The 25,824-nt window shown below is 63.4% G+C and carries 22 protein-coding genes, 1 pseudogene and 1 riboswitch; of the genes and pseudogenes, 15 read left to right on the top strand and 8 right to left on the bottom strand.

Annotated elements, in window-relative coordinates; genetic code table 11:
- Positions 1-17 precede the first annotated feature (17 nt).
- From ACVWZT_RS11325 to ACVWZT_RS11335, 3 genes are read right to left on the bottom strand one after another with little or no spacing between them, the layout of a single operon-like run.
- A complete protein-coding gene (locus ACVWZT_RS11325) occupies positions 18-830 on the bottom strand; it encodes an aldo/keto reductase (protein WP_457469372.1) in 813 nt (270 codons plus the stop codon).
- Positions 827-2,002 carry an NAD(P)/FAD-dependent oxidoreductase gene (locus tag ACVWZT_RS11330; RefSeq protein WP_296233830.1) on the bottom strand — a complete coding sequence of 392 codons (1,176 nt, stop codon included), beginning with the start codon at positions 2,000-2,002 and terminating at the stop codon, positions 827-829. Before ACVWZT_RS11330 ends, ACVWZT_RS11325 begins: the two co-directional genes overlap by 4 nt.
- A 46-nt stretch (positions 2,003-2,048) precedes the next feature.
- Positions 2,049-2,381, bottom strand: a complete 333-nt coding sequence (locus ACVWZT_RS11335) for a DMT family transporter (RefSeq protein ID WP_225779464.1) — start codon at positions 2,379-2,381, stop codon at positions 2,049-2,051.
- Between the two features lie 88 nt (positions 2,382-2,469).
- On the opposite strand from ACVWZT_RS11335, the gene ACVWZT_RS11340 reads away from it, so the two are divergent.
- The 3 genes from ACVWZT_RS11340 (at position 2,470) to ACVWZT_RS11350 (ending at position 5,690) form a co-directional block, all read left to right on the top strand.
- Positions 2,470-3,360: a LysR family transcriptional regulator gene (locus ACVWZT_RS11340; protein ID WP_457469373.1), complete on the top strand. Its 891-nt coding sequence runs from the start codon at positions 2,470-2,472 to the stop codon at positions 3,358-3,360.
- An 11-nt stretch (positions 3,361-3,371) separates the two neighbouring features.
- A complete protein-coding gene (waaA, locus tag ACVWZT_RS11345) occupies positions 3,372-4,646 on the top strand; it encodes a lipid IV(A) 3-deoxy-D-manno-octulosonic acid transferase (RefSeq protein ID WP_457469375.1) in 1,275 nt (424 codons plus the stop codon).
- A gap of 138 nt (positions 4,647-4,784) precedes the next feature.
- A complete protein-coding gene (locus ACVWZT_RS11350) occupies positions 4,785-5,690 on the top strand; it encodes a carbohydrate binding domain-containing protein (RefSeq protein ID WP_457469377.1) in 906 nt (301 codons plus the stop codon).
- 56 nt (positions 5,691-5,746) lie between these two features.
- Here the strand turns inward: ACVWZT_RS11350 and ACVWZT_RS11355 are convergent, their stop codons facing one another.
- Complete coding sequence (locus ACVWZT_RS11355) at positions 5,747-7,180, bottom strand: TolC family outer membrane protein (RefSeq protein ID WP_457469378.1); 1,434 nt, start codon at positions 7,178-7,180, stop codon at positions 5,747-5,749.
- 161 nt (positions 7,181-7,341) lie between these two features.
- Positions 7,342-7,448, top strand: a riboswitch (TPP riboswitch).
- Positions 7,449-7,602: 154 nt separating this feature from the next.
- On the opposite strand from ACVWZT_RS11355, the gene thiC reads away from it, so the two are divergent.
- Both thiC and cytX read left to right on the top strand, forming a co-directional pair.
- Positions 7,603-9,483 carry a phosphomethylpyrimidine synthase ThiC gene (thiC, locus tag ACVWZT_RS11360; protein ID WP_457469380.1) on the top strand — a complete coding sequence of 627 codons (1,881 nt, stop codon included), beginning with the start codon at positions 7,603-7,605 and terminating at the stop codon, positions 9,481-9,483.
- 169 nt (positions 9,484-9,652) lie between these two features.
- Positions 9,653-10,937 (top strand): annotated as a pseudogene (cytX, locus tag ACVWZT_RS11365) (putative hydroxymethylpyrimidine transporter CytX).
- Here cytX and ACVWZT_RS11370 read toward each other — a convergent pair.
- The gene (locus ACVWZT_RS11370; protein WP_296233843.1) at positions 10,906-11,652 is read right to left on the bottom strand and encodes an RsiV family protein; all 747 of its coding nucleotides are present in this window, start codon (positions 11,650-11,652) and stop codon (positions 10,906-10,908) included. The pseudogene cytX and the gene ACVWZT_RS11370 sit on opposite strands and share 32 nt — an antisense overlap.
- A 185-nt stretch (positions 11,653-11,837) precedes the next feature.
- Here ACVWZT_RS11370 and ACVWZT_RS11375 point away from each other — a divergent pair, with 185 nt between their 5' ends.
- From ACVWZT_RS11375 to ACVWZT_RS11415, 9 genes are all read left to right on the top strand, one after another.
- Positions 11,838-12,455 carry an NUDIX domain-containing protein gene (locus ACVWZT_RS11375; RefSeq protein WP_296233845.1) on the top strand — a complete coding sequence of 206 codons (618 nt, stop codon included), beginning with the start codon at positions 11,838-11,840 and terminating at the stop codon, positions 12,453-12,455.
- Positions 12,446-12,898 (top strand): DUF1249 domain-containing protein, encoded by a 453-nt coding sequence (locus ACVWZT_RS11380; RefSeq protein WP_114170587.1) that lies wholly within the window; start codon positions 12,446-12,448, stop codon positions 12,896-12,898. The genes ACVWZT_RS11375 and ACVWZT_RS11380 overlap by 10 nt, the downstream gene beginning before the upstream one ends.
- Positions 12,899-12,993: 95 nt before the next feature.
- The gene (gene cpdA, locus ACVWZT_RS11385; RefSeq protein WP_457469383.1) at positions 12,994-13,794 is read left to right on the top strand and encodes a 3',5'-cyclic-AMP phosphodiesterase; all 801 of its coding nucleotides are present in this window, start codon (positions 12,994-12,996) and stop codon (positions 13,792-13,794) included.
- A 164-nt stretch (positions 13,795-13,958) separates the two neighbouring features.
- Entirely contained in the window at positions 13,959-14,567 is a 609-nt protein-coding gene (locus ACVWZT_RS11390) for a YqiA/YcfP family alpha/beta fold hydrolase (protein WP_457469384.1), read from the top strand.
- Between the two features lie 35 nt (positions 14,568-14,602).
- A complete protein-coding gene (gene parE, locus ACVWZT_RS11395) occupies positions 14,603-16,507 on the top strand; it encodes a DNA topoisomerase IV subunit B (protein WP_225779454.1) in 1,905 nt (634 codons plus the stop codon).
- The gene (locus tag ACVWZT_RS11400) at positions 16,504-17,490 is read left to right on the top strand and encodes an esterase-like activity of phytase family protein (RefSeq protein WP_457469386.1); all 987 of its coding nucleotides are present in this window, start codon (positions 16,504-16,506) and stop codon (positions 17,488-17,490) included. Before parE ends, ACVWZT_RS11400 begins: the two co-directional genes overlap by 4 nt.
- Positions 17,487-18,005 (top strand): retropepsin-like aspartic protease family protein, encoded by a 519-nt coding sequence (locus tag ACVWZT_RS11405; protein WP_296233850.1) that lies wholly within the window; start codon positions 17,487-17,489, stop codon positions 18,003-18,005. Before ACVWZT_RS11400 ends, ACVWZT_RS11405 begins: the two co-directional genes overlap by 4 nt.
- A gap of 10 nt (positions 18,006-18,015) precedes the next feature.
- Complete coding sequence (gene parC, locus ACVWZT_RS11410; RefSeq protein ID WP_457469388.1) at positions 18,016-20,274, top strand: DNA topoisomerase IV subunit A; 2,259 nt, start codon at positions 18,016-18,018, stop codon at positions 20,272-20,274.
- Positions 20,275-20,446: 172 nt separating this feature from the next.
- Positions 20,447-21,157, top strand: a complete 711-nt coding sequence (locus ACVWZT_RS11415; RefSeq protein ID WP_457469389.1) for a PqiC family protein — start codon at positions 20,447-20,449, stop codon at positions 21,155-21,157.
- A 101-nt stretch (positions 21,158-21,258) separates the two neighbouring features.
- Here ACVWZT_RS11415 and ACVWZT_RS11420 read toward each other — a convergent pair whose 3' ends face one another.
- On the bottom strand, positions 21,259-22,716 hold the full coding sequence (locus tag ACVWZT_RS11420; protein ID WP_457469391.1) for a histidine kinase: 1,458 nt from the start codon (positions 22,714-22,716) through the stop codon (positions 21,259-21,261).
- 134 nt (positions 22,717-22,850) lie between these two features.
- Here ACVWZT_RS11420 and serB point away from each other — a divergent pair, with 134 nt between their 5' ends.
- On the top strand, positions 22,851-24,065 hold the full coding sequence (serB, locus tag ACVWZT_RS11425) for a phosphoserine phosphatase SerB (protein ID WP_296233855.1): 1,215 nt from the start codon (positions 22,851-22,853) through the stop codon (positions 24,063-24,065).
- A gap of 75 nt (positions 24,066-24,140) precedes the next feature.
- Here the strand turns inward: serB and asd are convergent, their stop codons facing one another.
- Together asd and ACVWZT_RS11435 are read right to left on the bottom strand one after the other, a co-directional pair.
- The gene (asd, locus tag ACVWZT_RS11430; protein WP_296233856.1) at positions 24,141-25,004 is read right to left on the bottom strand and encodes an archaetidylserine decarboxylase; all 864 of its coding nucleotides are present in this window, start codon (positions 25,002-25,004) and stop codon (positions 24,141-24,143) included.
- Between the two features lie 9 nt (positions 25,005-25,013).
- Positions 25,014-25,823 (bottom strand): rhodanese-like domain-containing protein, encoded by an 810-nt coding sequence (locus tag ACVWZT_RS11435; RefSeq protein ID WP_296233858.1) that lies wholly within the window; start codon positions 25,821-25,823, stop codon positions 25,014-25,016.
- Between the last annotated feature and the right edge of the window lies 1 nt (position 25,824).

Genomic DNA, 25,824 nt, shown 5'->3' on the forward strand with positions numbered 1-25,824 from the left:
CGAGGGCCTGGGGCAACTCAATGCTGGCCAAGAATACGGGCGACGGTTGCCACGTTGTGGGCCAGGTGCAGCGGATTGATGGTGCCGACGATAGCACTGCTGACGCCCGGATGGGCAAACAGCAGCTCGAAGCTGGCTTGCACCGGGTCGACGCCCGGGGCCAGGCAGATATGCCCGCTGGCCAGGGCCTTCTTCACCAGGATGGCCTTGCCGTGTTCGGCAGCGTAGTCCAGCACCGGGCGTTCTGCCTGCTCGTTGAGGTTGTAGGTGACCATGGCACAGTCGCCTTGTTCCAGGGCCTTCAGGCCACCGGCGACGGTCTTGCCAGACAGGCCATAGCCGCAGATCTTGCCCTCCTGCTTGAGTTCGGCGAGGGTCTGGTACACCTCCTGCTGTTCGAGGATCGCCAGGTCGTTGCCATCGGAGTGCACCAGCACCAGCTCGATACGGTCGGTTTCCAGGCGCTGCAGGCTGCGCTCTACCGAACGGCGGGTGTGGGCTGCGCTGAAGTCGAAGTGTGACTGGCCATTGACGAACTCTTCGCCCACCTTGCTGACGATCACCCATTCATCGCGCTGGCCGCGCAACAGCGGGCCCAGGCGTTCTTCACTGCGACCATAGGCCGGGGCGGTGTCGATCAGGTTGATGCCCAGCTCGCGAGCCTGGGCCAGCAGCAGGCGGGCTTCGTCATCACCGGGGATGGTAAAGCCGGCGGGATACTTGACGCCCTGGTCGCGGCCCAGCTTGACCGTGCCCAGGCCCAGAGGCGAAACCCTGAAGCCGGTGCTGCCCAGGTTGCGGTGGAAGTCGTGCAGGGTTGGCAGGCTCATGGCAGCAGTTGCTCCCAGGCCGGTACGCCCAGCGGTGGGCGCGGCAGGTCGGCGAGGTCGGCATGGGCCTGTGGCCGGATGCCGTCGCGCTCCAGGTGGGCGATGACCCGGTCGCTGAAGTCCGGTGCCAGGGCCAGCTTGGTCGGCCAGCCGACCAGCAGGCGCTGCTGGTCGGCGAGGAAAGCATTGTCCGGGCGCACCAGGCCCGACTGCGCCGGTTCTGCGCGGTTGACCCGCAGGGTGGCCCAGCGCACCTGGCTCTGGTCGACCCATGGCAGCAGGCTGGCGATTTCCTTCTGTGCCGCCACGATTTGCGCAGACGGCTCGCGGGCGACGCCATCGGCCTCTGCCAGGTCGCCGCCCATATACCAGACCCACTGGCCATCGGCGGCCGGATGGGTGGTCACTGTCACCCGCGGCTTGGGTCCGCCGCCCAGGCAGTGGGCATAAAGCGGCTTTAGGTTGGCACCTTTGGCCATGACCATGTGCAGCGGGCGGGTCTGCATGGCAGGCTGGGTCAGGCCCAGGGCATGCAGCAAGTCTTCGGTGCCGGCGCCGGCGCTGAGCACGATGCGTTGGGCGCGGATGTCGCGGCCGTCGACGCGCAGGCCGACCAGCTCGTCAGCCTCGCGCAACGGTTCGATGCGCTCGCCGGCCAGCAGGCTGTCACCCGCCAGTTCGGCCAGGTTGGCCAGCAGGCTGGGCACGTCGACGACCAGTTCGGCCAGGCGATAGACCTTGCCCTTGAAGGCGCGGTCCTGCAGTGCGGGTGGCAGTTGCTCGCCCTTGACCTGGTCGACCCGGCCGCGCACGGCCTTGCTGGCGAAGAAGCTGGTGAGGTTGCCGGCCAGGGTGCCTGGCGACCACAGGTAGTGTGCGTCGGACAGCAGGCGGGTATGGGTAAGGTCCAGCTCGCCGCTGCCATTCAGCGCTTCGCGCCAGCGGCGCGGCATGTCGGCGATGGCTTCCGAGGCACCGGTGAGGGCGCCGTGCAGGGCATACTTGGTACCACCATGGATGATGCCCTGGGACTTGATGGTTTGCTCGCCGCCAAGGCTGGCGCGCTCCACCAGCACCGTCGAATAGCCCAGGCGGCGCAGGCGGGCATTGAGCCAGAGGCCTGCGACCCCGGCGCCGACGATCAGCACGTCAGTGGAAATGGCGGATGGCATGGCGGTACCTCGAAAACTGGGACAGCTGGCAAGTATACAGGCAACATCAATGGCCAGCCGTCTTCGAAAACAGCTGAATCACCACCACCCCGCCCACGATCATCGCCATACCCAGCATGGCCGGCACATCCAGCTTCTGCCCATAGATCACCAGCGCCGCCACACTGATCAACACGATCCCCAACCCTGACCAGATGGCATAGGCGATCCCCACCGGAATGCTGCGTACCACCAGGGTCAGCATCCAGAATGCGACGGCATACCCGACTACCATGAGCAACAGCGGCAAGGGCGTGCTCAGGCCCTTGACCGCTTTCATCGAGGCGGTGGCAATGACTTCGGCGCAAATGGCGATGGCGAGGTAGGTGTAGGCATTCATGGCGAGGATCCTCCGGTAACTGGCGGCAGATTCTAGACTTACCTTGAATGGGGTAAAGTCATTACCTATCTATACGGGAGATAGGTCGATGGCCGAGCAGTGGAACCTCGAACAGCTGCGCACGTTCCTGCGGGTTGCTGAACTGCGCTCGTTCTCGGCCGTCGCCCGCGAACAGCGCAAAGCCCAGTCGGCGATCAGCAGCGCGATAGCCCTGCTTGAAACCGACCTGGGGGTCACCTTGTTCGAGCGCAGCAGTGGCCGCCAGCCCCGGCTGACTGAAAACGGCAGTGCCCTGCTGGAAGATGCCCGTGAGCTGTTGCGCCAGTGCGAGCGCCTGGATGGCCGTGCGCTGGCGCTGATGCGCGGCCAGGAGGCTCTGCTGCGGGTGGCTCAGGACGAGGCCATGCCCTACCAGCCGGTGATCGACAGCCTCGACGAGCTGGCCAGCCGCTACCCGTTCCTGGAGGTGCAGTTGGCCAGTGGCGCCCAAGGCGATGTGGCGCGCAAGCTGGTGGAGCGACGCGCCGACCTGGGCTTGTTCTTCAACCACGAACGTATCCCGGCCTCCTTGGAGCGGCGCGCCCTGGGCAGTGTGGAAATGGTCACCGTGTGCGCGGTCGGCCACCCGCTGGCAGGCGAAGGTCGGGTAACCCGCCAACAACTGGCCCGGCACCGACAGTTGCTGATCACTCCGCAGCAGAGTGGCTACCCCGGTGGTGAGGCGATCAGCCCGCAGGTATGGCGTGCCGATAGCTTCTATGCCATGGCCGAACTGTTGATGCGCGGTTTGGGTTGGGCGTGGCTGCCACGGCACGTGGTGCAGTACCCGACCTACCAGGCACACATGGTAGAACTGGACAGCGAGTGGTGTCCGCCGGCCTTGGTGGCAGAGCTGGCCTGGCGCCGTGACCAGCCACTGGGGCCCGCCGCGCAGTGGCTGGCCGAGCGCTTTGCAGTACACCTGCGTGCGATCGGGTAAACTCCGCCGCCATGAACAGAACACTCTATACCCTGCTGTTTCACCTGGGCCTGCCGCTGGTTGCGCTGCGCCTCTACCTGCGTTCGCGCAAGGCGCCGGCCTATGGCCAGCGCATCGGCGAGCGCTTTGCCTGCAAGCTGCCGGCCATGCGCCAGAGCGGCATATGGGTGCATGCCGTTTCGGTGGGCGAAAGCATCGCTGCGGCGCCCATGGTGCGTGCCTTGCTCAAGGCCTACCCGGGGCTGCCGATCACCCTGACCTGCATGACCCCGACCGGTTCCGAGCGCATTCGCGCCATGTTCGCCGATGAGCCATGCGTGCAGCACTGCTACCTGCCCTATGACCTGCCTTGGGCGGCGGGGCGTTTCCTCGATCATGTCCGGCCGAAGCTGGGCATCATCATGGAAACCGAGCTATGGCCCAACCACATTCACCAGTGCGCCAAGCGCAGCATCCCGGTGGCCTTGGCCAACGCGCGCCTTTCCGAGCGCTCGGCCCGTGGCTATGGGCGCTTTGCCAAACTGACCCGGCCGATGCTGGCCGAGATGAGCCTGATCGCCGTGCAGACCGAAACCGAGGCCCGGCGCTTCCGTGACCTGGGCGCGCGTCCTGAGTGCGTGCAGGTCACCGGTTCGATCAAGTTCGACCTGAAGATCGACGAGCAACTGCTGCCGCGTGCCAGGGCGTTGCGTGAACAGTGGGGTGCCGACCAGCGCCCGGTGTGGATCGCCGCCAGCACCCATGAAGGCGAAGATGCCCTGATCCTGCAGGCGCATCGGCAGTTGTTGCAGGTGCATGGTGATGCGTTGCTGATCCTGGTGCCGCGTCACCCCGAGCGTTTCGCTGCGGTGCATGCGCTGTGCAGCGAACAATTCACCAGCGTGCGTCGTTCGGTCGGTACCTCTGTCGATGCGCAGACGCAGGTGTTGGTTGGCGACACCATGGGCGAGTTGCTGTTCCTCTATGCACTGGCCGACATTGCTTTCGTTGGCGGCAGCCTGGTAGCGACTGGTGGGCACAACCCGCTGGAGCCCGCAGCACTGGCCTTGCCGGTGCTGATGGGGCCGCATGTGTTCAATTTTCTCGAAATCAGCGCCATGCTGCGTGAGGCGGGGGCGCTGCAACAGGTGGACGATGCCGAAGGGCTGGCCGAGGCGGTGCGGCGTTTGATCGAATTGCCGCAGGATGCGCAGCGCATGGGCGAGGCGGGCAGGTCGGTGATGCGGGCCAACCAGGGCGCGTTGCAACGGTTGCTGAAGGGGCTTGGTGACTTGCTTCATAAGTGAAAGCGCAGATTGTACGTGAGGCTGAACAGGTCGCTGATAGTCAGGAACGCTGTCAACTGTCAGTATTGCCAGTTTCACGTTAAAGCAGTTTCATCTAGCTTTTGTTTGGCATGGCTTAATGTCAAGGGAGTGTCGAACATGGCAGTTAAAAGTTATAGCGATTTCACTGATTTTGCTGATCGGGCTATGAATGGATGGGAGGTCAGTGACTTCGTCGGTGAAGAGGCGAAGATCATTCCAGAAGGCCAGGAGGGCTATGTGCTGGATTTTCCAACCATTCAAAAAAAGGCGGACGGCATCGTACTTAAAAAGCAATACGTCGGCTTAGTGCCGGGGAGCTATCAGTTTGGCATGCGCGCCCGGAGTGTCAGTGAGCTAAGTCCGGCGCGTATTTCTGTAGTGGGCAAAAATCCCGCGGGAAGCAGGTTTATTATTCAAGAGACGAACCTATGGCAACAGAGTGAGGATCGCTGGTCGAATTACTACGGTTCTATTGATGTCGAGCAGGATGATGGCTCGTTTTTCATTGAAATAGCTAATCATAACCCTGAGTTGGATGGGAATGATTATAGATTTTCTCAGTTTATGTTTCGTTCAGCGGTTGATGTCACCGATTTTGAAACAGGTGAGGATGAAGAGCGCTTGAATGGCTGGGTAATGCGTGAAGATTACAGGCTTGAATTCCGGGACACCCAGGATGAAGGTAAGGTCCTTTATCTTCATACACACAAAATTGAAGCTGGGCATAAAGGCGTATTTTTGAAAAAAGAATACCCCCTGCTGGTGCGTGACAAAAAGTACGAGTTTTCCATGACGGTGATGTTGGATTACCCGGGCAATCCTCCTGAACTGGAAGTGAAGGCTTCGGGGGACGTGGTGATCGAAAAAGTGACACTTTCCCGACTCCATGAATGGCAAGTCTTTTCTGGCATCTTCACGGTAAAGGATGATTTGACCAGCATTACTATCGAAAACCATACAGACACGGAATATGGCAATGATTTTCTCATTGCCAAGCTGCAGGTCTCTCCCGTCCCCGTCTGACTATGACGGCAAGGTCGCGCGCCTCGCCGTCTTTCGGTGAGGCGCCCGACATATTCCTACGGCCGTCGCTCGAAGTTCTTCGCCGCTGCAGCAGCCAGGTCCGGCGGCAGGAAGTCCTTGTCCGGGTTGTAGTCTGGTTTCAGGTACTGCTTGAGGTCCTGAAGGTCTTGCGGGCTCAAGGTGCCGGCTGCCTGCTTCAGGCTCAGGTTGTCGAGAATGTAGTCGTAGCGGCTGTTGTTGTAGTCGCGCACCGAGGTATACAGCTGGCGCTGGGCGTCGAGCACGTCGACGATGTTGCGGGTACCCACCTGGTAGCCGATTTCGGTGGCTTCCAGGGCGCTCTGGTTGGAGATGATCGACTGCTTGCGCGCCTGAACCTGTTCCACGTCGGTGTTCACTGCGCGGTGCAGGTTGCGGGTGTTTTCCACCACCTGGCGACGCAGGCTCTCGCGCTGCTGCTCACTCTGGCTCAGGCGCTGGTAGGCTTCGCGCACTTGCGAACTGGTCAGCCCGCCACTGTAGATCGGAATGTTCAGCTGCAGGCCGACGCTGGTCTGCTCGACATCACCGCTGTAACGCACCCCTGGCAGGGACGGGTTGGTGAAGCCGAGGCTGTCGTTGTCACCCTTCTGGTACTTGGCTACCGCATCCAGTGTCGGTGCATGACCTGCCTTGCGCTGGCGCAGCGTCTCCTCGGCCGCAGACACCGCATAGTTCGTTGCCAGCAAGTTGAGGTTCTGGCGCCCGGCGGTTTCGACCCAGGCCTTGGCATCGTTCGGGGTAGGTACCTGCACCGGCAGGGTGTGGACCACGCCCTGGATCGACGTGTACTCACGGTTGGTCAGCGTAACCAGTGCTTCGAAGGCATCCTGTACCTGGCGTTCGGCAATGATCCGGTTGGCGCGCGCAGTGTCGTAGCTGGCCTGCGACTGCAGGACATCGGTCTTGTCCGACAAGCCCACATCGAAGCGCTCGTTGGACTGGTCCAGCTGGCGCTTGAACGCTGCTTCCTCGGCCTTGGTGGCAGCCAGGTTGTCCTGGGCACGAAGCACGGCGAAGTAGTTCTGAGCGGTTTGCAGTATCAGGTTCTGCTCGGTGGCGGACAGTTCCAGTGCCGCTTGTTCGTTGACGGCCTCGGCGGCCTGCAATTGGAACCAGCGGTCAGCGCGGAAAATCGGTTGGGCCAGGGTCGCGCTCCATGAATTGCCACTGCGGTTGGAGGTCATCGATGGCTCATCCAGCTTGGTGCGGGTGTTCATCATCTCGGCACCGGCAGACAGGTTTGGCAGCAACCCGGCTCGGGCCTGCGGCACCACTTCGCGGCGGGCACCGTAATCGGCGCGGGCTGCGGCCAGATCGGCGTTGTTGTCCACGGCTTCCTGATAGACGCTGACCAGGTCGGTTTTCACTGTAGAGGGCACGTCCGCTGCCCAGACCACTCCGTTGGACGCACAAGACACGGCTATCGCCAGTGAGAGTTTGCGCAGCATAGAGGCAATCCTTGTACGAAAATTGAATTACTGAACTGTTGAGTATCGAGCGCCGCGCCAGTGTAGTGCCATGCGCACCTGGCAACAATCGCTCGGTGTGCCTTTCATCACCCGCGCATTTACCCGCTTGGCTTTGCCGACCACTCCAGTCTAGACTGCGCATGTTCTTGTCGGGGTGCCTTGAAGCAAAGGCTGAGATCGCAAAGTTGCGGATCCCGTTGAACCTGATCAGGTTAGCGCCTGCGTAGGGAACAAGATTGCTCGCCTTCCCGGCCAGCCTCTTGTGCCAGGTCCGGGAATGTCGCGGCTGCATGCAGCTTCAGGCACCCCATATCCGGCACTGCACCCATGAAGGGGTGCGTCCGCGCCTTTCAGGTTCACCCCGACATTCCACTGCTAGGAAGCCGTCTGGAGAGCCTGTGATGACCAAACAAGAAAAAGCGATAAACCTCAGCGAATCGGCACAAGTCGATCAGCAGTCCGTGCAACCGTTCCCGCGTTCGCGCAAGGTGTATGTCGAAGGCTCGCGCCCCGACATCCGCGTGCCCATGCGCGAAATCAGCCTGGACCATACCCCGACCGATTTCGGTGGCGAGGCCAATGCTCCGGTTCTGGTCTACGATACTTCCGGCCCGTACACCGACCCCAACGTGGTCATCGATGTACGCAAGGGTCTGGCCGATGTGCGTTCCGCGTGGATCGAAGCCCGCGGTGATACGGAACGCCTGGACGGCCTGAGTTCCCACTTCGGTCAGCAGCGCCTGAACGATGCCGAACTGGCCAAGCTGCGCTTCGCCCATGTGCGCAACCCGCGCCGTGCCAAGGCGGGCGCCAACGTCTCGCAGATGCACTACGCCCGCAAAGGCATCATCACTGCCGAGATGGAATACGTGGCCATCCGTGAAAACATGAAGCTGCAGGAGGCCCGCGCTGCCGGCCTGCTGAACGAGCAGCACGCCGGCCACAGCTTCGGTGCCAATATTCCCAAGGAAATCACCCCCGAGTTCGTTCGCCAGGAAATCGCCCGTGGTCGCGCGATCATTCCGGCAAACATCAACCACCCGGAACTGGAGCCGATGATCATCGGCCGCAACTTCCTGGTGAAGATCAACGGCAACATCGGTAACAGCGCACTGGGTTCCTCGATCGAGGAAGAAGTGGCCAAGCTGACCTGGGGCATCCGCTGGGGTTCGGACACGGTCATGGACCTGTCCACCGGCAAGCACATCCACGAAACCCGCGAGTGGATCATCCGCAACTCGCCGGTGCCGATTGGTACCGTGCCAATCTATCAGGCCCTGGAAAAGGTCAATGGTGTAGCCGAAGACCTGACCTGGGAGCTGTTCCGCGACACCTTGATCGAGCAGGCCGAGCAGGGCGTGGACTACTTCACCATCCACGCCGGCGTGCTGCTGCGTTATGTGCCGCTGACTGCCAAGCGCGTCACCGGTATCGTCAGCCGCGGTGGCTCGATCATGGCCAAGTGGTGCCTGGCGCATCACAAGGAAAACTTCCTGTACACGCATTTCGAAGAGATCTGCGAAATCATGAAGGCCTACGACGTCAGCTTCTCGCTGGGCGACGGCCTGCGCCCGGGCTCGATTGCCGACGCCAACGATGCCGCGCAGTTCGGTGAGTTGGAAACCCTCGGAGAGCTGACCAAGATTGCCTGGAAGCACGACGTGCAGTGCATGATCGAAGGCCCCGGCCACGTGCCGATGCAACTGATCAAGGAAAACATGGACAAGCAGCTGGAGTGCTGCGACGAGGCGCCGTTCTACACGCTCGGCCCGTTGACCACCGATATCGCCCCAGGCTACGACCACATCACCTCGGGTATCGGTGCGGCGATGATCGGCTGGTTCGGTTGCGCCATGCTCTGCTACGTCACGCCCAAGGAGCACCTCGGCCTGCCGAACAAGGATGACGTGAAGACCGGCATCATCACCTACAAGATCGCCGCGCATGCTGCCGACCTTGCCAAGGGCCACCCGGGCGCGCAGATTCGCGACAACGCCTTGTCCAAGGCGCGCTTCGAGTTTCGTTGGGAAGACCAGTTCAACCTGGGCCTGGACCCGGATACCGCCCGTGCCTTCCACGACGAGACCCTGCCGAAGGAGTCGGCCAAGGTCGCGCATTTCTGCTCGATGTGCGGGCCGAAGTTCTGCTCGATGAAGATCACCCAGGAAGTGCGGGAGTATGCCGCCAAGATCGAAACCGTGGACGTCACGGTCGAGCAAGGCATGCGCGAGCAGGCTGAGCGGTTCCGCCAGGAAGGCAGCCAGCTGTACCACAAGGTCTGACCCGCAGCGCTAACCCTGTGTAGGAGCAGCGTCGGGTCGTGATGGGCCGCGAAGCGGTCCCGGCAATTTCAGTCGTGAAGCTGAAAAGCCGGGGTCGCTTTGCGGCCCTTTCGCGACACAAGGCTCTATCACGCGTCCAATCAAACTACCTTGCCGAGTGCCTGCAAGCATGACATCACCCAGCCAATTCTCACCCGAACACCCGGTCCCCACCGCCCAGCGCATCTTCGGCACCCGCGACCTGTTCTCGCTGTGGTTCTCCCTCGGCATTGGCCTGATGGTGCTGCAGGTCGGCGCCATGCTGGCGCCAGGCCTGGGCCTTACTGGCGCGATGCTGGCAATTGCCCTGGGTACGGGTATGGGCGTGCTGTTGCTGGGCGCTGCGGGTGTCATCGGTAGCGATACCGGCCTGTCGGCCATGGGGCACCCTGAAACTCAGCCTGGGCAGCCATGGCGCACGCCTGCCAGCGCTGCTCAACCTGTTGCAACTGGTGGGCTGGGGTGCGTTCGAGATCGTCGTCATGCGCGATGCCGCCAGCCTGCTGGGCGCGCGGGCGTTCGGTGAAGCCAGCGCCTGGAACAGCCCGATGCTCTGGACCCTGTGCTTTGGCGCCCTGGCCACCTTGCTGGCAGTCAGCGGGCCACTGGCCTTCGTCCGCAAGGTGCTGCGTGCGTGGGGCATCTGGCTATTGTTGGGTGCATGCCTGTGGCTGACCTGGAACCTGTTTGTCAAGGCGGACCTGGCTGGATTGTGGGGCCGCGCCGGGGACGGATCGATGTCGCTGGCCGTGGGCTTCGACATCGTCATTGCCATGCCGCTGTCCTGGCTGCCACTGATCGCCGACTACTCGCGTTTCGCCCGCAACGGCAAGTCTGTGTTCGGCGGTACGGTAATCGGCTATTTCATCGGCAATGCCTGGCTGATGAGCCTGGGCGTGGCCTACACCCTGGCCTTCGCCGCCAGTGGCGAGGTCAACGCCTTGCTGCTGGCCCTGGCGGGCGCAGGCATGGGCATTCCACTGCTGCTGATTCTGCTGGACGAGTCGGAAAAGGCTTTCGCCGACATCCATTCTGCGGCCGTTTCCAGCAGCGTGCTGGTGCGCCTGAAGGTCGAACACCTGGCGCTGGTCATTGGCGTGCTGTGCACGCTGATCGCCGTGCTGGCGCCGCTGGCACAGTACGAGCACTTCCTGTTGCTGATCGGCTCAGTGTTCGCGCCGCTGTTCGGCGTGGTGCTGGTGGACCACTACCTGATCCGTCGTCGTCGCCTGCCAGTGCACGAGAGTGGCTTGCACTGGCAGGCACTGCTGGCCTGGGTGGTGGGCGTGGCGGCTTATCATGGCATCGCCACACAGGCCCCCGACCTGGGGGCGACCCTGCCGGCATTGCTGCTGGCAGGGCTGGTGCACGGGCTGCTGGGTTTCAGCCGCGACCGGGAAACAGCTCAGGCTTGAGCACGCCATTCAGGCGTGGGTAAGGGATCTTCAGTTCCACGTGGCCCATGGAGTAGGGTGCGATCGCATAGACCTCGTACTTCACCACCACCGCGCCGTAGGTCAGGGCGATGTGCGGCGACTGCTTGAACGGCCAGGTCTTGAGGAACTCGGTGTCCTTGTCCATGCCCACGCTCATCAGCCAGGCGCGGTGCGATTCCTCGACGGTTTTCCAGAAAGTGTCTTCCTGGCCGGGCACCAGCATGTCCTGCAGGGTCAGCACCTTGTCCAGCTTGCGCGAATAGTTGATGAAGCCGCGCCCGGGCATGCCGTGAGCGCCGCCGCTGTCCAGATAGCTGGACAGCTCGATGATCACCAAGCCGTCATGCTGCTCGCGTACCTTGGCCTGCAGGTAGCTGCTGTTGCGCTTGTCGGCGCTGGCCAGGTACTGCTGCTCGTAGGCTTGCAGGGTAGTTGGCGAATTGCCGCGCTGGTTGTCCTCGGTCAGCTGCAGCAGGCGTTTCTCGACGATGCCGTCGAGCTTCGGCAAGGTCGGGAAATGGATGGTGTCAATGTTCACCAGCGGGCAGTCGCTTTCGCTGCAGCCGGGTTTGACATGCTCCCAGGCTTCGCGCTTGACCTCGAGCGGCGCCCGATAGTTGGGCGTGAACAGGCTCTGGCAGGCGCCCAGGGCCAGGGCCAGCACGGCCACGGAAGTCAGTTTGACAAGTGTCATGGTGATCCTTGCAGAACAGGGAAAGTCGGCCTTTGACCGTCTGCGCGGCCTTCAGTTCGCCACTAAGCTAACAGAGAGCTGGCGCGCTGTCCCGACTGCGCGAACGGTTAGCGGAAAGGGGTGAAACCCGCTGGCGTGCAGAGTAGGATGGCGCGATGCTGGTAAGCGAGGTAATGAGGATTCCCATGTCAGATACGTTGAACTCAGTACCCAGGGCGGTCGAGATCGTCAAGCGCGATAACTGCTTCCAGGGCTTCTACCGGCTCGACAAGGTACACCTGCGCCACGAGTTGTTCGCCGGTGGCATGGGCCGCGAGATCAGCCGCGAACTGTTCGTGCGCCATGATGCAGTGTGCGTGCTGCCCTATGATCCGCAACGCGATGAAGTGGTGCTGATCGAGCAGTTCCGGGTAGGGGCCCTGGGCAAGATTGACAACCCCTGGCTGATCGAGATGGTTGCCGGGTTGATCGACAAGGACGAGCAACCTGAGCAGGTCGCCCACCGCGAAGCCGAAGAAGAGGCTGGCCTGGCCTTCACCGCGCTGTGGCCGATGACCCGTTACTTCCCGTCGCCTGGCGGCAGTGATGAATACGTACACCTGTTCCTCGGCCGCTGCAGCAGCGAAGGTGCAGGTGGCCTGCATGGCCTGGAGGAGGAGGGTGAAGACATTCGCGTGCGGGTGTGGTCGTTCGAGGATGCCATGCAAGCCGTGCGCGACGGGCGTGTGTGCAACGCGGCTACCATCATCGGCCTGCAATGGCTGGCGCTGAACCGCGACGAAGTACGAGGTATGTGGAAGTGAACCTGTTGCGCGAACGTTATCGGGTCGACCTGGTCGGGCTGCAGGCAGCCTGCGAGGCCAACTACGCCCGGTTGATGCGCCTGTTGCCCGACATGCGCACCACCCAGAGTTCGCGCCGCATCGGCATGACGCAGGGCGACCAGATGCTTGGCGTGCTGGTGCTCGACGTGGTGCTCGCGTGCCCGTACACCACCACCCTGCATGTGCGCCAGGAGCACAGCCTGCCATGGCTGCCGGTGCCGCATCTGGAAGTGCAGGTGTACCACGATGCCCGCATGGCCGAAGTGGTCAGTGCCGAGCATGCCCGACGCCTGCGCAGCATCTACCCCTATCCCAACGCGGCCATGCACCAGCCGGACGAAAAGGCCCAGCTCAACCTGTTCCTCGGCGAATGGCTGAGCCACTGCCTGGCCTGCGGCCACGAACTGGCCAGCGTTCGCTGACGATCGCGGAATTGTGACGTGGGTCGGCTGCGGGTGTTTGCTCGTAACCGATGTGCAGCCATAATTCGTGCTGAATCCGTTAGAGGAGACGGCCGTTGCCGCAGCCAGACCAATCGCGCCCCGTGCATGTGGTGCAACTGACCGATGCCCACCTGTTCGCTGACCCGGCCGGCAGCATGCTCGGGCTCAATACCCGTGACAGCCTGCGCCATGTGATAGCCCAGGTGCGCCGCGAGCAAACACCTGTCGACCTGCTGCTGTGTACCGGTGATCTGTCCCAGGATGCCAGCGTGGCGTCGTATGAAGCGTTTCGCGAGCTTACCGCGCCGTTCGCCGTGCCCACTCGCTGGTTGCCAGGCAACCATGACGAGGCGCGGGTGATGGCGCAGGTCGCCCCGGAATTCATGCAGGCAGTGACCGATATCGGTGCGTGGCGCATCGTTATGCTCGACACAGCGGTGCCCGGAGCGACACATGGGTGGTTGCAGGATGAGCAGCTGGCGGTGCTGAAAGCGGCCCTGAAGTCGGCGGGCGACCGGCACTGCCTGGTGTGTCTCCACCATCAGCCAGTGGACATCGGCTGTGCCTGGATCGCGCCGATCGGCTTGCGCAACGCGCAGGCGCTGTTCGCTATCGTCGACGCTTATCCACAGGTGCGGGCGTTGCTCTGGGGGCATGTGCACCAGCCATGGGATGAAATGCGCGCGGGTCGCCGATTGCTGGCCACACCGTCCACCTGCATTCAGTTCGCGGCAGGCAGCGAGGACTTCAAGGTCAGTGAAGAACAGCCTGGCTACCGTTGGTTGCGCCTGCACGCCGACGGGTGGCTGGAGACTGGAGTGGAGCGGGCGTCGGACTTCGCAGTGAAGCTCGACTTCGACAGCCCGGGCTACTGAGCTGCGACTGCAGGCGCGGCCGCTCCTTCCGGGCCCGCGTCAGCCAAGCGGGGCAAAATTGTTGCGAAACCCGTGACGCTGCGTCAAAACCCGCCGAACGCGCTACACTGCGCGTCCCTGCGCCCGCATCATCAGGCGCCAGGCCACAGATTACCGGGGGCAGCATGTCGGGTTCCATCCTCTATATCCATGGCTTCAACAGCTCGCCGCTTTCGACCAAGGCACGCCAGCTCGAGGCCGTCATGCAGCAGCTCGGCATGGCTGGGCAGTTGCGCGTGCCCGCCCTGCACCACCACCCGCGCCAGGCCATCGCCCAGCTTGAAGCGGCCATCGCCGAACTGGGTGCGCCTCTGCTGGTAGGCAGTTCGCTCGGCGGCTACTATGCCACCCATCTGGCCGAGCACCATGGCCTCAAGGCCCTGCTGGTCAACCCGGCGGTGACGCCGCACAAGCATTTCGACGGCTACCTGGGCACCCAGCGCAATCACTACAGTGGTGAAACCTGGGAGCTGACCAACGATCACGTGCAGGCGCTGGCCGAGCTGGAGGTACCGGCCCCGGTGGACCCCAGCCGCTATCAAGTGTGGCTGCAGACCGCCGATGAAACCCTGGACTATCGTCACGCCGAGCGCTATTACCGTGGCTGTGCCCTGCGCATCCAGGCTGGTGGTGACCACAGTTTCCAGGGCTTCGCCGAGCGCCTGCCGGCACTGCTGGCCTTCGCCGGCATTGCGCGCGGGCAGTATGCAGCGCTCGATTTTTCTGTATTTTGACTTTCTTGCATTCACCAGACTGACGACGAGACCCCATGGCCAATCCCAGCGCTAGCGCCTATAACGCAGACGCCATCGAAGTCCTCTCGGGCCTTGACCCGGTCCGCAAGCGGCCAGGCATGTACACCGACACCAGCCGCCCCAATCACCTTGCCCAGGAAGTCATCGACAACAGTGTCGACGAAGCCTTGGCCGGGCACGCCCGTTCGGTGCAGGTTATCCTCCATGCCGACCACTCGCTGGAAGTCAGCGACGACGGTCGTGGCATGCCGGTGGACATCCACCCGGAAGAAGGCGTGTCCGGGGTGGAGCTGATCCTCACCAAGCTGCACGCCGGCGGCAAGTTCTCCAACAAGAACTACCAGTTTTCCGGTGGTCTGCACGGGGTGGGCATCTCGGTGGTCAATGCCCTGTCGACCCAGGTGCGCGTGCGCGTCAAACGTGACGGCAACGAATACCAGATGACCTTCGCCGACGGTTTCAAGGCCAGCGAGCTGGAAGTGATCGGCTCGGTCGGCAAGCGCAATACCGGCACCAGCGTGTACTTCAGCCCCGACCCCAAGTACTTCGATTCGCCGAAGTTCTCCATCAGCCGCCTCAAGCACGTGCTCAAGGCCAAGGCCGTGCTGTGCCCGGGCCTGCTGGTCAGTTTCGAGGACAAGGCCAGCGGCGAAAAGGTCGAGTGGCACTATGAGGATGGCCTGCGTTCCTACCTGGTCGACTCGGTCAACGAATTCCAGCGCCTGCCCGACGAGCCGTTCTGCGGCAGCCTGGCCGGTAATAAGGAAGCCGTCGACTGGGCCTTGCTGTGGCTGCCCGAAGGTGGTGACAGCATCCAGGAAAGTTACGTCAACCTGATCCCCACCGCCCAGGGTGGCACCCACGTCAACGGCCTGCGCCAGGGCCTGCTGGATGCCATGCGCGAGTTCTGCGAATTCCGCAACCTGCTGCCGCGCGGCGTGAAGCTGGCGCCGGAAGACGTCTGGGAACGCATCACCTTCGTGCTGTCGATGAAGATGCAGGATCCGCAATTCTCCGGGCAGACCAAAGAGCGGCTGTCCTCGCGCGAGGCGGCGGCGTTCGTGTCCGGCGTGGTCAAGGACGCCTTCAGTCTTTGGCTGAACGCCCACCCCGAACTGGGCATGCAACTGGCGGAACTGGCGATCAGCAACGCCGGGCGCCGACTCAAGGCCAGCAAGAAGGTCGAGCGCAAGCGCATCACCCAGGGCCCGGCGCTACCCGGCAAGCTGGCCGACTGCGCCGGTCAGGACCCGATGCGCGCCGAGCTGTTCCTGGTCGAAGGTGACTCGGCCGGTGGTTCGGCCAAACAGGCGCGCGACAAGGAATTCCAGGCGATCCTGCCGTTGCGCGGCAAGATCCTCAACACCTGGGAAGTGGACGGCGGTGAAGTGCTGGCCAGCCAGGAAGTGCACAACATCGCCGTGGCCATCGGCGTTGACCCGGGGGCCAGCGACCTGGCGCAACTGCGCTACGGCAAGATCTGCATTCTCGCCGACGCCGACTCTGACGGCCTGCATATCGCCACGCTGCTCTGCGCGCTGTTCGTCCAGCATTTCCGCGCCCTGGTCGAGGCCGGGCATGTGTATGTGGCCATGCCGCCGCTATACCGCATCGACCTGGGCAAGGAAATCTACTACGCCCTCGACGAAGCGGAGCGCGATGGCATCCTCGACCGCCTGGTGGCCGAGAAGAAGCGCGGCAAGCCGCAGGTCACCCGCTTCAAGGGCCTGGGCGAGATGAACCCGCCCCAGCTGCGTGAAACCACCATGGACCCGAATACCCGGCGCCTGGTGCAACTGACCCTGGACGATGTACAGGCCACCTGCGAGCTGATGGACAAGCTGCTGGCCAAGAAGCGCGCGGGCGATCGCAAGAGCTGGCTGGAAACCAAGGGCAACCTGGCCGAGGTCATGGTTTGATTCGGCGGCTTCTGGCTGCCTGCCTGATGCTGGTTGCCCTGCCAAGCCCGGCGGGCGACTGGCCAGAGCTGAAGCTGAGGGCCGAATACCCGATTGACGGCATGCGCGGGGGCAACCTGTCTGGCCTGGCGGAGTGCCGGGGCGGGTTATGGGGCGTGTCCGACCGCGACGACGACCGCATCTACCGCTTCGACCGGCAGGACGCGGCCTGGCGCGCGCAGCCGCTCATCTTCACCCCGCCGCCGGCGCCGGACAGCGGCCTGCCGTGGGGCCTGAAGTCGCGCAACTGGGCGGCGTCGTATATCCGCGGGGGCGAACTGGACTGGGAAGGCATCACCTGCGACCAGGCCGGCAACCTGTACCTGGTCAGCGAGGCTAATGCCGGCGTACTGCAATTGCCACCGGATGACCAGGCGGGCTGGTTGAAGATCGACCCGGCCATGGTGCGTCAGGCCCGGGCCAGCGGCATGCTGCTGAACTTCAATGCCTTGTTCGAAGGCCTGGCCATCAACCCGGCGGGCGACCGCCTGTGGCTGGCTGCCGAGCGCGAGCGCCGTGGCCTGGTGGCGATCGAACGCCAGCAGTCGGTGTGGGCCTGTGGCCGCAGCTGTGTCCTGCTCAGCGAAGCCGGGGTCGAGATGCAACCGGCGCAAATGCCTGATGCCCGGGCCCTGTCGCGCGACTTTGCCGACCTGGCCTGGTTCGAGGGCAAGCTGTTCACCCTCGAGCGCAACGCCTACCGGGTGTGCCGGCGTGATGCCGACAGCGGTGCGGTCGAGCGCTGCTGGTCGTTCGCTGCCGACGCCCTGATCGAGTCGCGCCGCTATCAACAGCCGTATGGTCTGGCCGAGGCCCTGGTGATCGATGCCGAGGGCGCCTGGATCGGCGTGGATAACAACAACGGCGCGCGTGCCGATGGCGAGATACGGCCGATCGTCTGGCGTTTCGACGCGCCGCAAGGTGGCTGGAGCGCCAAGCCATGAGCCAGGCACCGGGCAGGCGGGCTGGCAAGGTTCTGATGTTCGTCGCCTGGGCTGCGGCGCTGTTCCTTGCCACACGTTTCTTCGGCCAGTGGGAGGACCGCCAGCGCAACCCCAATGCGCAGGTGCAGTCGTCGCATGGCGAAGGCTTTATCGAAGTGCGCCTGCTGGGTAATGGCCAGGGCCACTTCGTGATGGATGGTGCGATCAACGGCCAGGTCGTGCACTTCATGCTCGACACCGGCGCCACCGACGTGGCCATCCCCGAGGCGCTCGGTCGCGAATTGAGCCTGGAACGTGGTAGCCCGGTGCAGCTCAGTACCGCCAACGGCCGCACCGAAGGCTACCGGACGCGCCTGGCCAGCCTGCAGTTGGGGGACATCCGCCTGCAGGACGTACGCGCCATTGTGGTGCCGGGCCTGGACGGGCAAACCGTATTGCTGGGCATGAGTGCCCTGAAACAACTTGAATTTACCCAGCGCGGCGGCACCATGCTGCTGCGCCAGAACCTGAAATGACGAGGCCCGCATGAGCGACTCACTGGAACTCAGCCTGGACGGCGTCGAACGCCGCTCGCTGGCTGACTTCACCGAACAGGCCTACCTCAACTATTCCATGTACGTGATCATGGACCGCGCCCTGCCGCACATCGGCGATGGCCTGAAGCCGGTGCAGCGACGCATCGTCTACGCCATGAGCGAGTTGGGGCTCGATGCCGACGCCAAGCACAAGAAATCGGCGCGTACTGTCGGCGACGTGCTCGGCAAGTTCCACCCCCACGGCGACTCGGCGTGCTACGAGGCCATGGTGCTGATGGCGCAGCCGTTCAGCTACCGCTACACCCTGGTCGACGGCCAGGGCAACTGGGGTGCGCCGGACGATCCGAAGTCGTTCGCCGCCATGCGCTACACCGAAGCGCGGCTGTCGCGCTATGCCGAAGTGCTGCTCAGCGAAGTCGGCCATGGCACCGTGGACTGGGTGCCGAACTTCGATGGTACCTTGCAGGAGCCGGCCGTGCTGCCGGCGCGTCTGCCGAACATTCTGCTCAATGGCACCACCGGTATTGCCGTGGGCATGGCCACCGACGTACCGCCGCATAACCTGCGGGAAGTGGCTACGGCCTGTGTGCGCCTGCTGGACGAGCCCAAGGCCAGCATCGAGCAGCTGTGCGAGCACATCCAGGGGCCGGACTACCCGACCGAGGCCGAGATCGTCACGCCGCGGGCAGAAATCCTCAAGATGTACGAAAGCGGCCGCGGCTCGATCCGAATGCGTGCGGTGTACCGCGTGGAAGATGGCGATATCGTCGTCACTGCACTGCCGCACCAGGTTTCCGGGGCCAAGGTGCTGGAGCAGATCGCTGCGCAGATGCAGGCCAAGAAGCTGCCGATGGTCGCCGACCTGCGCGACGAGTCGGACCATGAGAACCCGTGCCGCATCGTCATCATCCCGCGCTCCAATCGCGTCGACGTCGACGAACTGATGCAACACCTGTTCGCCACCACCGACCTGGAGAGTACCTACCGGGTCAACGTCAACATTATCGGCCTGGACGGTCGGCCACAGCTGAAGAACCTGCGTGCGTTGCTGCTGGAGTGGCTGGAGTTCCGCACCGCTACCGTTCGTCGCCGTTTGCAGCACCGTCTGGACAAGGTGGAGAAGCGCCTGCACCTCCTGGAAGGTTTGCTCACCGCGTTCCTCAACCTGGATGAAGTGATCCACATCATCCGTACCGAGGACCAGCCCAGGCAGGCCCTGATCGCCCGTTTCGACCTGACCGAGATCCAGGCTGACTACATTCTCGAGACTCGCCTGCGGCAGCTGGCGCGTCTGGAAGAGATGAAGATCCGTGGCGAGCAGGACGAACTGCTGAAGGAGCAGGCCAAACTGCTGGCCCTGCTGGGTAGCGACGCCAAGCTGCGCAAGCTGGTCCGCAGCGAGTTGATCAAGGATGCCGAAACCTATGGCGACGATCGCCGCTCGCCGATCGTCGAGCGCGCCGAAGCCAAGGCGCTGTCGGAAAACGAGCTGATGCCGACCGAGCCGGTTACCGTGGTGCTGTCGGAAAAGGGCTGGGTGCGCTGCGCCAAGGGCCACGACATCGACGCCACCGGCCTGTCGTACAAAGCGGGCGATGGTTTCAAGGCCGCAGCCATCGGGCGCTCCAACCAATTCGCCGTGCTGATCGATTCCACCGGCCGCAGCTATTCGCTGGCCGCCCACAGCCTGCCGTCGGCGCGTGGCCAGGGTGAGCCGCTGACGGGGCGCCTGACGCCACCACCGGGGGCCACGTTTGAATGCGTGCTGCTGCCTGATGACGAGGCGCTGTACGTGGTAGCTTCGGATGCCGGCTACGGCTTCGTGGTCAAGGGTGAGGACCTGCAAGCCAAGAACAAGGCCGGCAAGGGTTTGCTCAGCCTGCCCAACGGCGCCAAGGTCATGACCCCCCGCGCGGTGGCCAACCGCGAGCAGGATTGGCTGGCAGCGGTGACTACCGAAGGCCGTCTGCTGGTATTCAAGGTCAGCGATCTGCCCCAGCTGGGTAAAGGCAAGGGCAACAAGATCATCGGTATACCCGGCGATCGAGTGGCCAGCCGTGAAGAATTTGTTACCGATCTTGCTGTGATAGGCGAGGGTGCGACACTTGTATTGCAAGCCGGCAAGCGTACCCTATCCCTGAAAGCGGACGACCTGGAGCATTACAAGGGCGAGCGTGGACGGCGTGGCAGCAAGCTGCCGCGCGGGTTCCAGCGAGTCGACGGATTGCAGGTGGAAGTGCCGGCTTGACCGCTTGAAATGTCTGGAACGGCAATTTCAGCGCTGTTCCGGGCAGAAATGCTGGAGTCGGACGGTTATTTCGCGGATGATATGGCCCTTGCGGTGCCGGCGTGGCCGTGTGCCCGTTTGAATCTACGTGTATCACTGCGGTTGGCCTGTTGGCGACCGCCTGGATGGGATGATGAAACTTCTGCGCCTTCCATTTGCGCTGTTGATGACTGGCCTGCTGGGCCTTGGCGGGTGCACCATGCACCAGCCGGTTGCCCTGTACCAGCTCGACAGTGGTGATCCTGGCCAGCCTTCGCAGAGTGCAGGCATGGCCGTGGTACTCGGCCCGGTATCGGTAGCCGATTACCTGCAACGCGAGACATTCCTGCAGCGTCAGGCCGACGGCAGCCTGAGCTCGGCGACCGACGGTCGTTGGGCTGGTAGCCTTTCGGCAGATATCGACCAGCTGCTGGTGCGCCAGCTTGCCTGGCGTCTGGACAGCCAGCGCGTGGTGCTGGCTCCGGCGACTGCCGGCTTCACCCCGGATGTACAAGTGCTGCTATCGATCACTCGCCTGGATTCGGGCAAGGACCAGCCGGCCATCCTGGACGCCCAGTGGCGCCTGCTGGACCGCCGTGGTCATGTGCGCGACAACCGCATCGTGCACCTTGAGCAACAGCACGAGGGCAGTGAGGCGTCGCAGGTGCAGGCCCAGGGCCAATTGCTGCAGAAGCTGGCCGAACAGCTGAGCACCGCAGTGAAACCGCTGGCCAATCAGCCTGCGATTGCCGAAGAAACGCCCAAGAAGTCAGCTGCACCGGTACAGGTGAAAAAAACTCCGGAGAAATCCAAGATCCCGATGGCTGCGCCGATTCGTACCGATATGGAAGTCTATCGGTTCTGATCGAACCGTCAGTTATAAGAAAGCCCGCATTGGTGCGGGCTTTTTTATGGCTGCAGTAAACCTGTCGAAAGGTTGGCATCGCGAACAGGTATCTACATCTGTCAGGCCCTACGCTCGTGCATCCGCGTCAACTGCCGTTCCAGCATCGATGGGTAGGGCTCCATCAACCGCTCCACGCAGCAGGCTCCTTCCGGGCTGGCAATCGGGCGAATGCGGGCGCGCTGGCGAATCAGCGTGTCATCGCTGATCTGCCGCTCCACCAGCAACAGGTTGCGGCTGTGTTGCGACAGCGCCAGCGCGTCCTGGGCCTTCTCGGTCATCAGCAGGTCTACCAGCTCCAGGCCTTGCAGGTCGTTACCCAAGGCCAGGCCCAGTTGCAACTGCAAGGTGATGCCGCTGTCCGCCACCTCGATCTGCAGGGCATGGCCCAGGGCGCGCAGCAGCTCGCCGCAGCAGATGGCGTTGGTCAGGTACTCCTCGCCGCAGTCGCGGCTGTGGAACAGCACCAAGGTGCTACCGTCGTTGAGCGTGTGGGTTTCGCCGTCATAGAGCGAGGCCGCGTGCTCCAGGCAGTCGCGGTAGCGCTCGGTCAACTCGGTCAGGCGCGTGCGTGGCAGGCGACGCAGCTGTTCCTGGGAACCCAGCTGTACGGCAAGCACGGCGGTGAACTGCGGCTCGTCGGACTCAACCACGGCAACCCGTGGGGCGTTGTCGTCGTCCAGCAGGCCGGCGAAGGCCTCGTCGTCATCTTCATCGGCCTGGGCGGCAACCTTGGCGCGTGGTGCGGCTTTCGCTGCGACAGGGGCGTCCTGCAGGTCGTGAAAATGCTCGTCGTCTTCTTCCTCCAGCTCCGGCTCCGGTGGTGGCGGCGGCGCCAGGCGTGCGTGCAGCTGGCGGGCGATATCGCCGATCTCGTCCTGGCGGTCGGTAGCCGGGGTATGGGGCTGCGGGTCGCGCAGCCAGACCCGCAATTGCAGCAGCGGCAAGGTGATGAAGCGGCCCTGGCGCAGGCTCAGGGTCAGCGCCAGCACCAGCAGGATGGCGGCGAGGATGCCCATGCTCTGCAAGCTGATAAGCATCGGCTGCTGGAACTGGCTCATGTCCAGGCTGATACGCAGTTGCCCGGCGGTCACGTCCTGGAAGGTGATCTTGGTCTGGTACAGGCCTTCGGCCTCGCCCAGCAGGCTGTTGCGCGGACGCTGGCCGGCTTCGGCGAGAATGCGGTTGTCCACGCTATAGATGGCGGCATGGGCTACCAACGGGTTCTTCACCAGGTTACCCAGCAGCACGTTGAGGCTGAGGATATCGTTGGCCACCAGCAGTTCGGTCGCCGAGGTGGCGGTCTGGGTGGTCAGGCTCTGGCCCAGGGCATCGGCCTGCTCGTGCATGGCCTGCTTGAATTGCAGGCCCATCACGCAGGCGTAGATCACCAGCGCCAGTGCCACCAGGAAAATGTTGGTGCAGGCGATGCGCAGTGCCAGCGGCACGCGACGTTGACTCAGGGCGCGATAGATCATCAGGAAGAAGTTGTCTGGTTTGACGGGCGTGGGCCGGTTCACTGAGCTCGGCTCTTAATGGCATGAAAGTGTGGGGAGTATAGCGAGCCGGGTTTTGTCGGCAAAGTATCGTCGGCGCCCGATGGTCACGGAAAATCGGTAGAATGCGCATTTTTCATCGAAGTCGGAGCCAGGTTGTGCGCGAAATCGTCCTGATCAACATCACCGGTGAGGACCGTCCCGGTCTCACTGCGGCCATCACCGGCGTCCTGCTGCAGGGCGGTGTGAGTATCCTCGACATCGGCCTGGCCGTCATGCACGGCACCCTGTCGTTCGGCATCCTGGTCGACCTTCCGGACAACGAAGTGGCCACTGCCCTGCTGCAAAGCGTGCAGGCCAAGGCCCACGAACTGAACCTGCAGGCCCGCTACACGCCGATTTCCGAGGCCGACTACCAGCACTGGGCCGACGGCCAGGGTGAGGCGCGCCACATCGTCACCCTGCTTAGCCGCAAGGTCACCCCCGAGCAACTGCAGCGGGTGAGTGCGGTGATCAGCCAGTACGGCCTGACCATCGAGCGTATCGAGCGCCTGTCGGCCCGTGTCGCGCTGGATGCCCAGACTGGCAAAGGCAAGGCGGCCATCGAGATCTCCGTGCGTGGTGTGCCGAGCGACGGCCAGGCCCTGCGTGCCGATTTCTTCGCCCTGGCCGAGGAACTGAGCATTGATATCGCTTTCCAGAAGGACGACCTGTTCCGCCGCAACCGTCGTCTGGCGGTGTTCGACATGGACTCGACGCTGATCGAAGCCGAAGTCATCGATGAACTGGCCAAGGCCGCTGGTGTGGGCGACCAGGTGGCGGCAATCACCGAGCGCGCCATGCGTGGCGAGCTGGACTTCCGCGCCAGCTTCAAGGAGCGCATGGCCCTGCTCAAAGGCCTGGACGTCGGGGTGCTGGACGAAATCGGCGCTTCGCTGCGCCTGACCGAGGGGGCCGAGAACCTGTTCGCCGAGCTCAAGCGCCTGGGCTACAAGACCGCGATCCTGTCTGGTGGCTTTACTTACTTCGCGCGCCAGGTGCAGGCGCGCCTGGGTATCGACTACGTGTTTGCCAACGAGCTGGAAGTGGTCGACGGCAAGGTGACCGGCGTGGCCGTGGAACCCATCGTTGATGCTCAGCGCAAGGCCGAGCTACTGCAGAAGCTGGCCAGCGAAGAAGGCCTGGAGCTGGAACAGACCATTGCCGTGGGCGATGGTGCCAACGACCTGCCGATGCTGTCACTGGCTGGCCTGGGCGTGGCGTTTCGTGCCAAGCCACTGGTGCGCCAGTCGGCCAAACAGGCGATTTCCACCCTTGGGCTGGATGGTGTGTTGTACCTGCTCGGCGTGCGTGACCGCGACGCACGCGGCTGATCGCGACCTGGAGGCAGCGTAGCGGCCCCAATAAAAAGGCCCTGCTCGTGCAGGGCCTTTTTCATGCTGCTTGAATCAGGCCTGCACAGGCATCGCCAACTGCTGCCCCATGCGTACAGCCGAGCCGGCACCCAGCGTCTCGGCCCATTTCACCTGCTCTGGCCCGAACAGCACGATAGCGGTCGAGCCCAGCTTGAAGCGGCCCAGCTCGGCACCTTTTTCCAGGTGAATCGGCGCGCGGCTGGCTTCGTCGTAACGGAAGGTTTTCAGCTCGCGCTTGGGCGGCGTCACCAGCCCGGCCCACACGGTCTCGATCGAGGCGACGATCATCGCACCTACCAGCACCACGGCCATCGGCCCGCGCTCGGTATCGAACAGGCACACCACGCGTTCGTTGCGAGCGAACAGCTCAGGGACGTTTTCAGCGGTGGTCTGGTTGACCGAGAACAGGCGGCCCGGCACATAGACCATTTCGCGCAGGGTACCGGCCAGCGGCATGTGTACGCGGTGGTAGTCCTTCGGCGACAGGTAGATGGTGGCGAATTCGCCACCCATGAACGGTGCGGCCAGCGCCGGGTCACCGCCCAGCAGTTCCTGGGCGCTGAAGCCGTGGCCCTTTGCCTGGAATATGCGGCCGTGCTCGATCGGACCAAGCTGGCTGACGGCACCGTCGGCCGGGCACAGGATGGCGCCCGGGGTTTCGTCCAACGGGCGTGCGCCTGGCTTCAGGGCGCGGGTGAAGAACGCATTGAAGTGCTCGTAGGCGCTCAGGTCTTCGACCAGGGCTTCAGCCATGTTCACCTGGTAGCGCTTGGCGAACCAGGCGGTAAAGGCGTTCTTGAACCAGCGTACACGGCATTCGGCGATGCAGCCTGCCAGGCGCGACAGCAGATGGTGCGGCAGCAGGTACTGGCTGATGATGAACAAACGGGATTTCATGCAGGTTCCTTAGACTTCTACAGGCGTGTCCGGGTGGTTGCCCCATTCGCTCCACGAGCCGGCGTAGGCCTTGACGCGTGGGTAGCCGAGGGCCTTGGCCACCAGGTAGGTGAAACCGGAGCGGCGATGGGATTGGCAATGGGTGATCACTTCCTTGTCGGGGGTGATACCCAGGTTCTGCAGGACTTGGGCGATGTCCGGGCGGATGCGCAGGTGGTCGTTGAGGTCCATGCCGGCAGTCCACTCGAAATTGATGGCACCGGGAATGTGGCCGCCCCTGGCTGCCAGCACTTTCTCGCCGCGGAATTCCTGCGGGCCACGGGCATCCCAGATGACCAGGTCTTCCGCGCCCAGGCGGCTTTGCAGGTACTCGCGGGTGGCTGTGGGCGCCGTGTCGATGCGCAGTTGCACGGGGGTGTTAGCGCTGGCGGGCACTTCGGTGGAGAGTTTGTCGGCCGGCCAGGCCTGTATGCCGCCGTTCAGGTAGTGATAGCGCTTGTGGCCGATCACATCGAGCAGCCAGATGAAACGCCCGGCCCAGCCGCCACCTTCATCGTCGTATACCACATACACCGCATCGTCGCGGTGGCCAAGCTCGCTGAACAGTTTTTCCAGCTCGCCCTGGGTTGGCAGCAAGCCGGGCGCAGGGGGCTGGCCGAGCTGGGTGCGCTTGCCTTCGACGAAGCGTGCACCGGGGATGTGCCCGCTGGTATAGCGGTTGCTATTGCTCAGGTCGACCAGGATCAGCTGTGGCGAACCGAGGCGCGGCAGCAAGTCTGCAGCTTCTATTACCAGGGGCAGGCCGGAAAAGTCAGTCATC

This window comes from Pseudomonas sp. TE21394 (genome assembly GCF_054057835.1).

Bases quoted from the DNA above. Each gene is read 5' to 3' on its own strand.
- ACVWZT_RS11325 (WP_457469372.1), bottom strand. From the start codon at position 830: ATGAGCCTGCCAACCCTGCACGACTTCCACCGCAACCTGGGCAGCACC.
- ACVWZT_RS11370 (WP_296233843.1), bottom strand. From the start codon at position 11,652: ATGACACTTGTCAAACTGACTTCCGTGGCCGTGCTGGCCCTGGCCCTG.
- ACVWZT_RS11415 (WP_457469389.1), top strand. From the start codon at position 20,447: ATGAAACTTCTGCGCCTTCCATTTGCGCTGTTGATGACTGGCCTGCTG.
- parE (WP_225779454.1), top strand. From the start codon at position 14,603: ATGGCCAATCCCAGCGCTAGCGCCTATAACGCAGACGCCATCGAAGTC.
- parC (WP_457469388.1), top strand. From the start codon at position 18,016: ATGAGCGACTCACTGGAACTCAGCCTGGACGGCGTCGAACGCCGCTCG.
- ACVWZT_RS11435 (WP_296233858.1), bottom strand. From the start codon at position 25,823: ATGACTGACTTTTCCGGCCTGCCCCTGGTAATAGAAGCTGCAGACTTG.
- ACVWZT_RS11390 (WP_457469384.1), top strand. From the start codon at position 13,959: ATGTCGGGTTCCATCCTCTATATCCATGGCTTCAACAGCTCGCCGCTT.
- asd (WP_296233856.1), bottom strand. From the start codon at position 25,004: ATGAAATCCCGTTTGTTCATCATCAGCCAGTACCTGCTGCCGCACCAT.
- ACVWZT_RS11375 (WP_296233845.1), top strand. From the start codon at position 11,838: ATGTCAGATACGTTGAACTCAGTACCCAGGGCGGTCGAGATCGTCAAG.
- thiC (WP_457469380.1), top strand. From the start codon at position 7,603: ATGACCAAACAAGAAAAAGCGATAAACCTCAGCGAATCGGCACAAGTC.
- ACVWZT_RS11355 (WP_457469378.1), bottom strand. From the start codon at position 7,180: ATGCTGCGCAAACTCTCACTGGCGATAGCCGTGTCTTGTGCGTCCAAC.
- ACVWZT_RS11340 (WP_457469373.1), top strand. From the start codon at position 2,470: ATGGCCGAGCAGTGGAACCTCGAACAGCTGCGCACGTTCCTGCGGGTT.
- ACVWZT_RS11350 (WP_457469377.1), top strand. From the start codon at position 4,785: ATGGCAGTTAAAAGTTATAGCGATTTCACTGATTTTGCTGATCGGGCT.
- ACVWZT_RS11335 (WP_225779464.1), bottom strand. From the start codon at position 2,381: ATGAATGCCTACACCTACCTCGCCATCGCCATTTGCGCCGAAGTCATT.
- ACVWZT_RS11330 (WP_296233830.1), bottom strand. From the start codon at position 2,002: ATGCCATCCGCCATTTCCACTGACGTGCTGATCGTCGGCGCCGGGGTC.
- waaA (WP_457469375.1), top strand. From the start codon at position 3,372: ATGAACAGAACACTCTATACCCTGCTGTTTCACCTGGGCCTGCCGCTG.
- ACVWZT_RS11405 (WP_296233850.1), top strand. From the start codon at position 17,487: ATGAGCCAGGCACCGGGCAGGCGGGCTGGCAAGGTTCTGATGTTCGTC.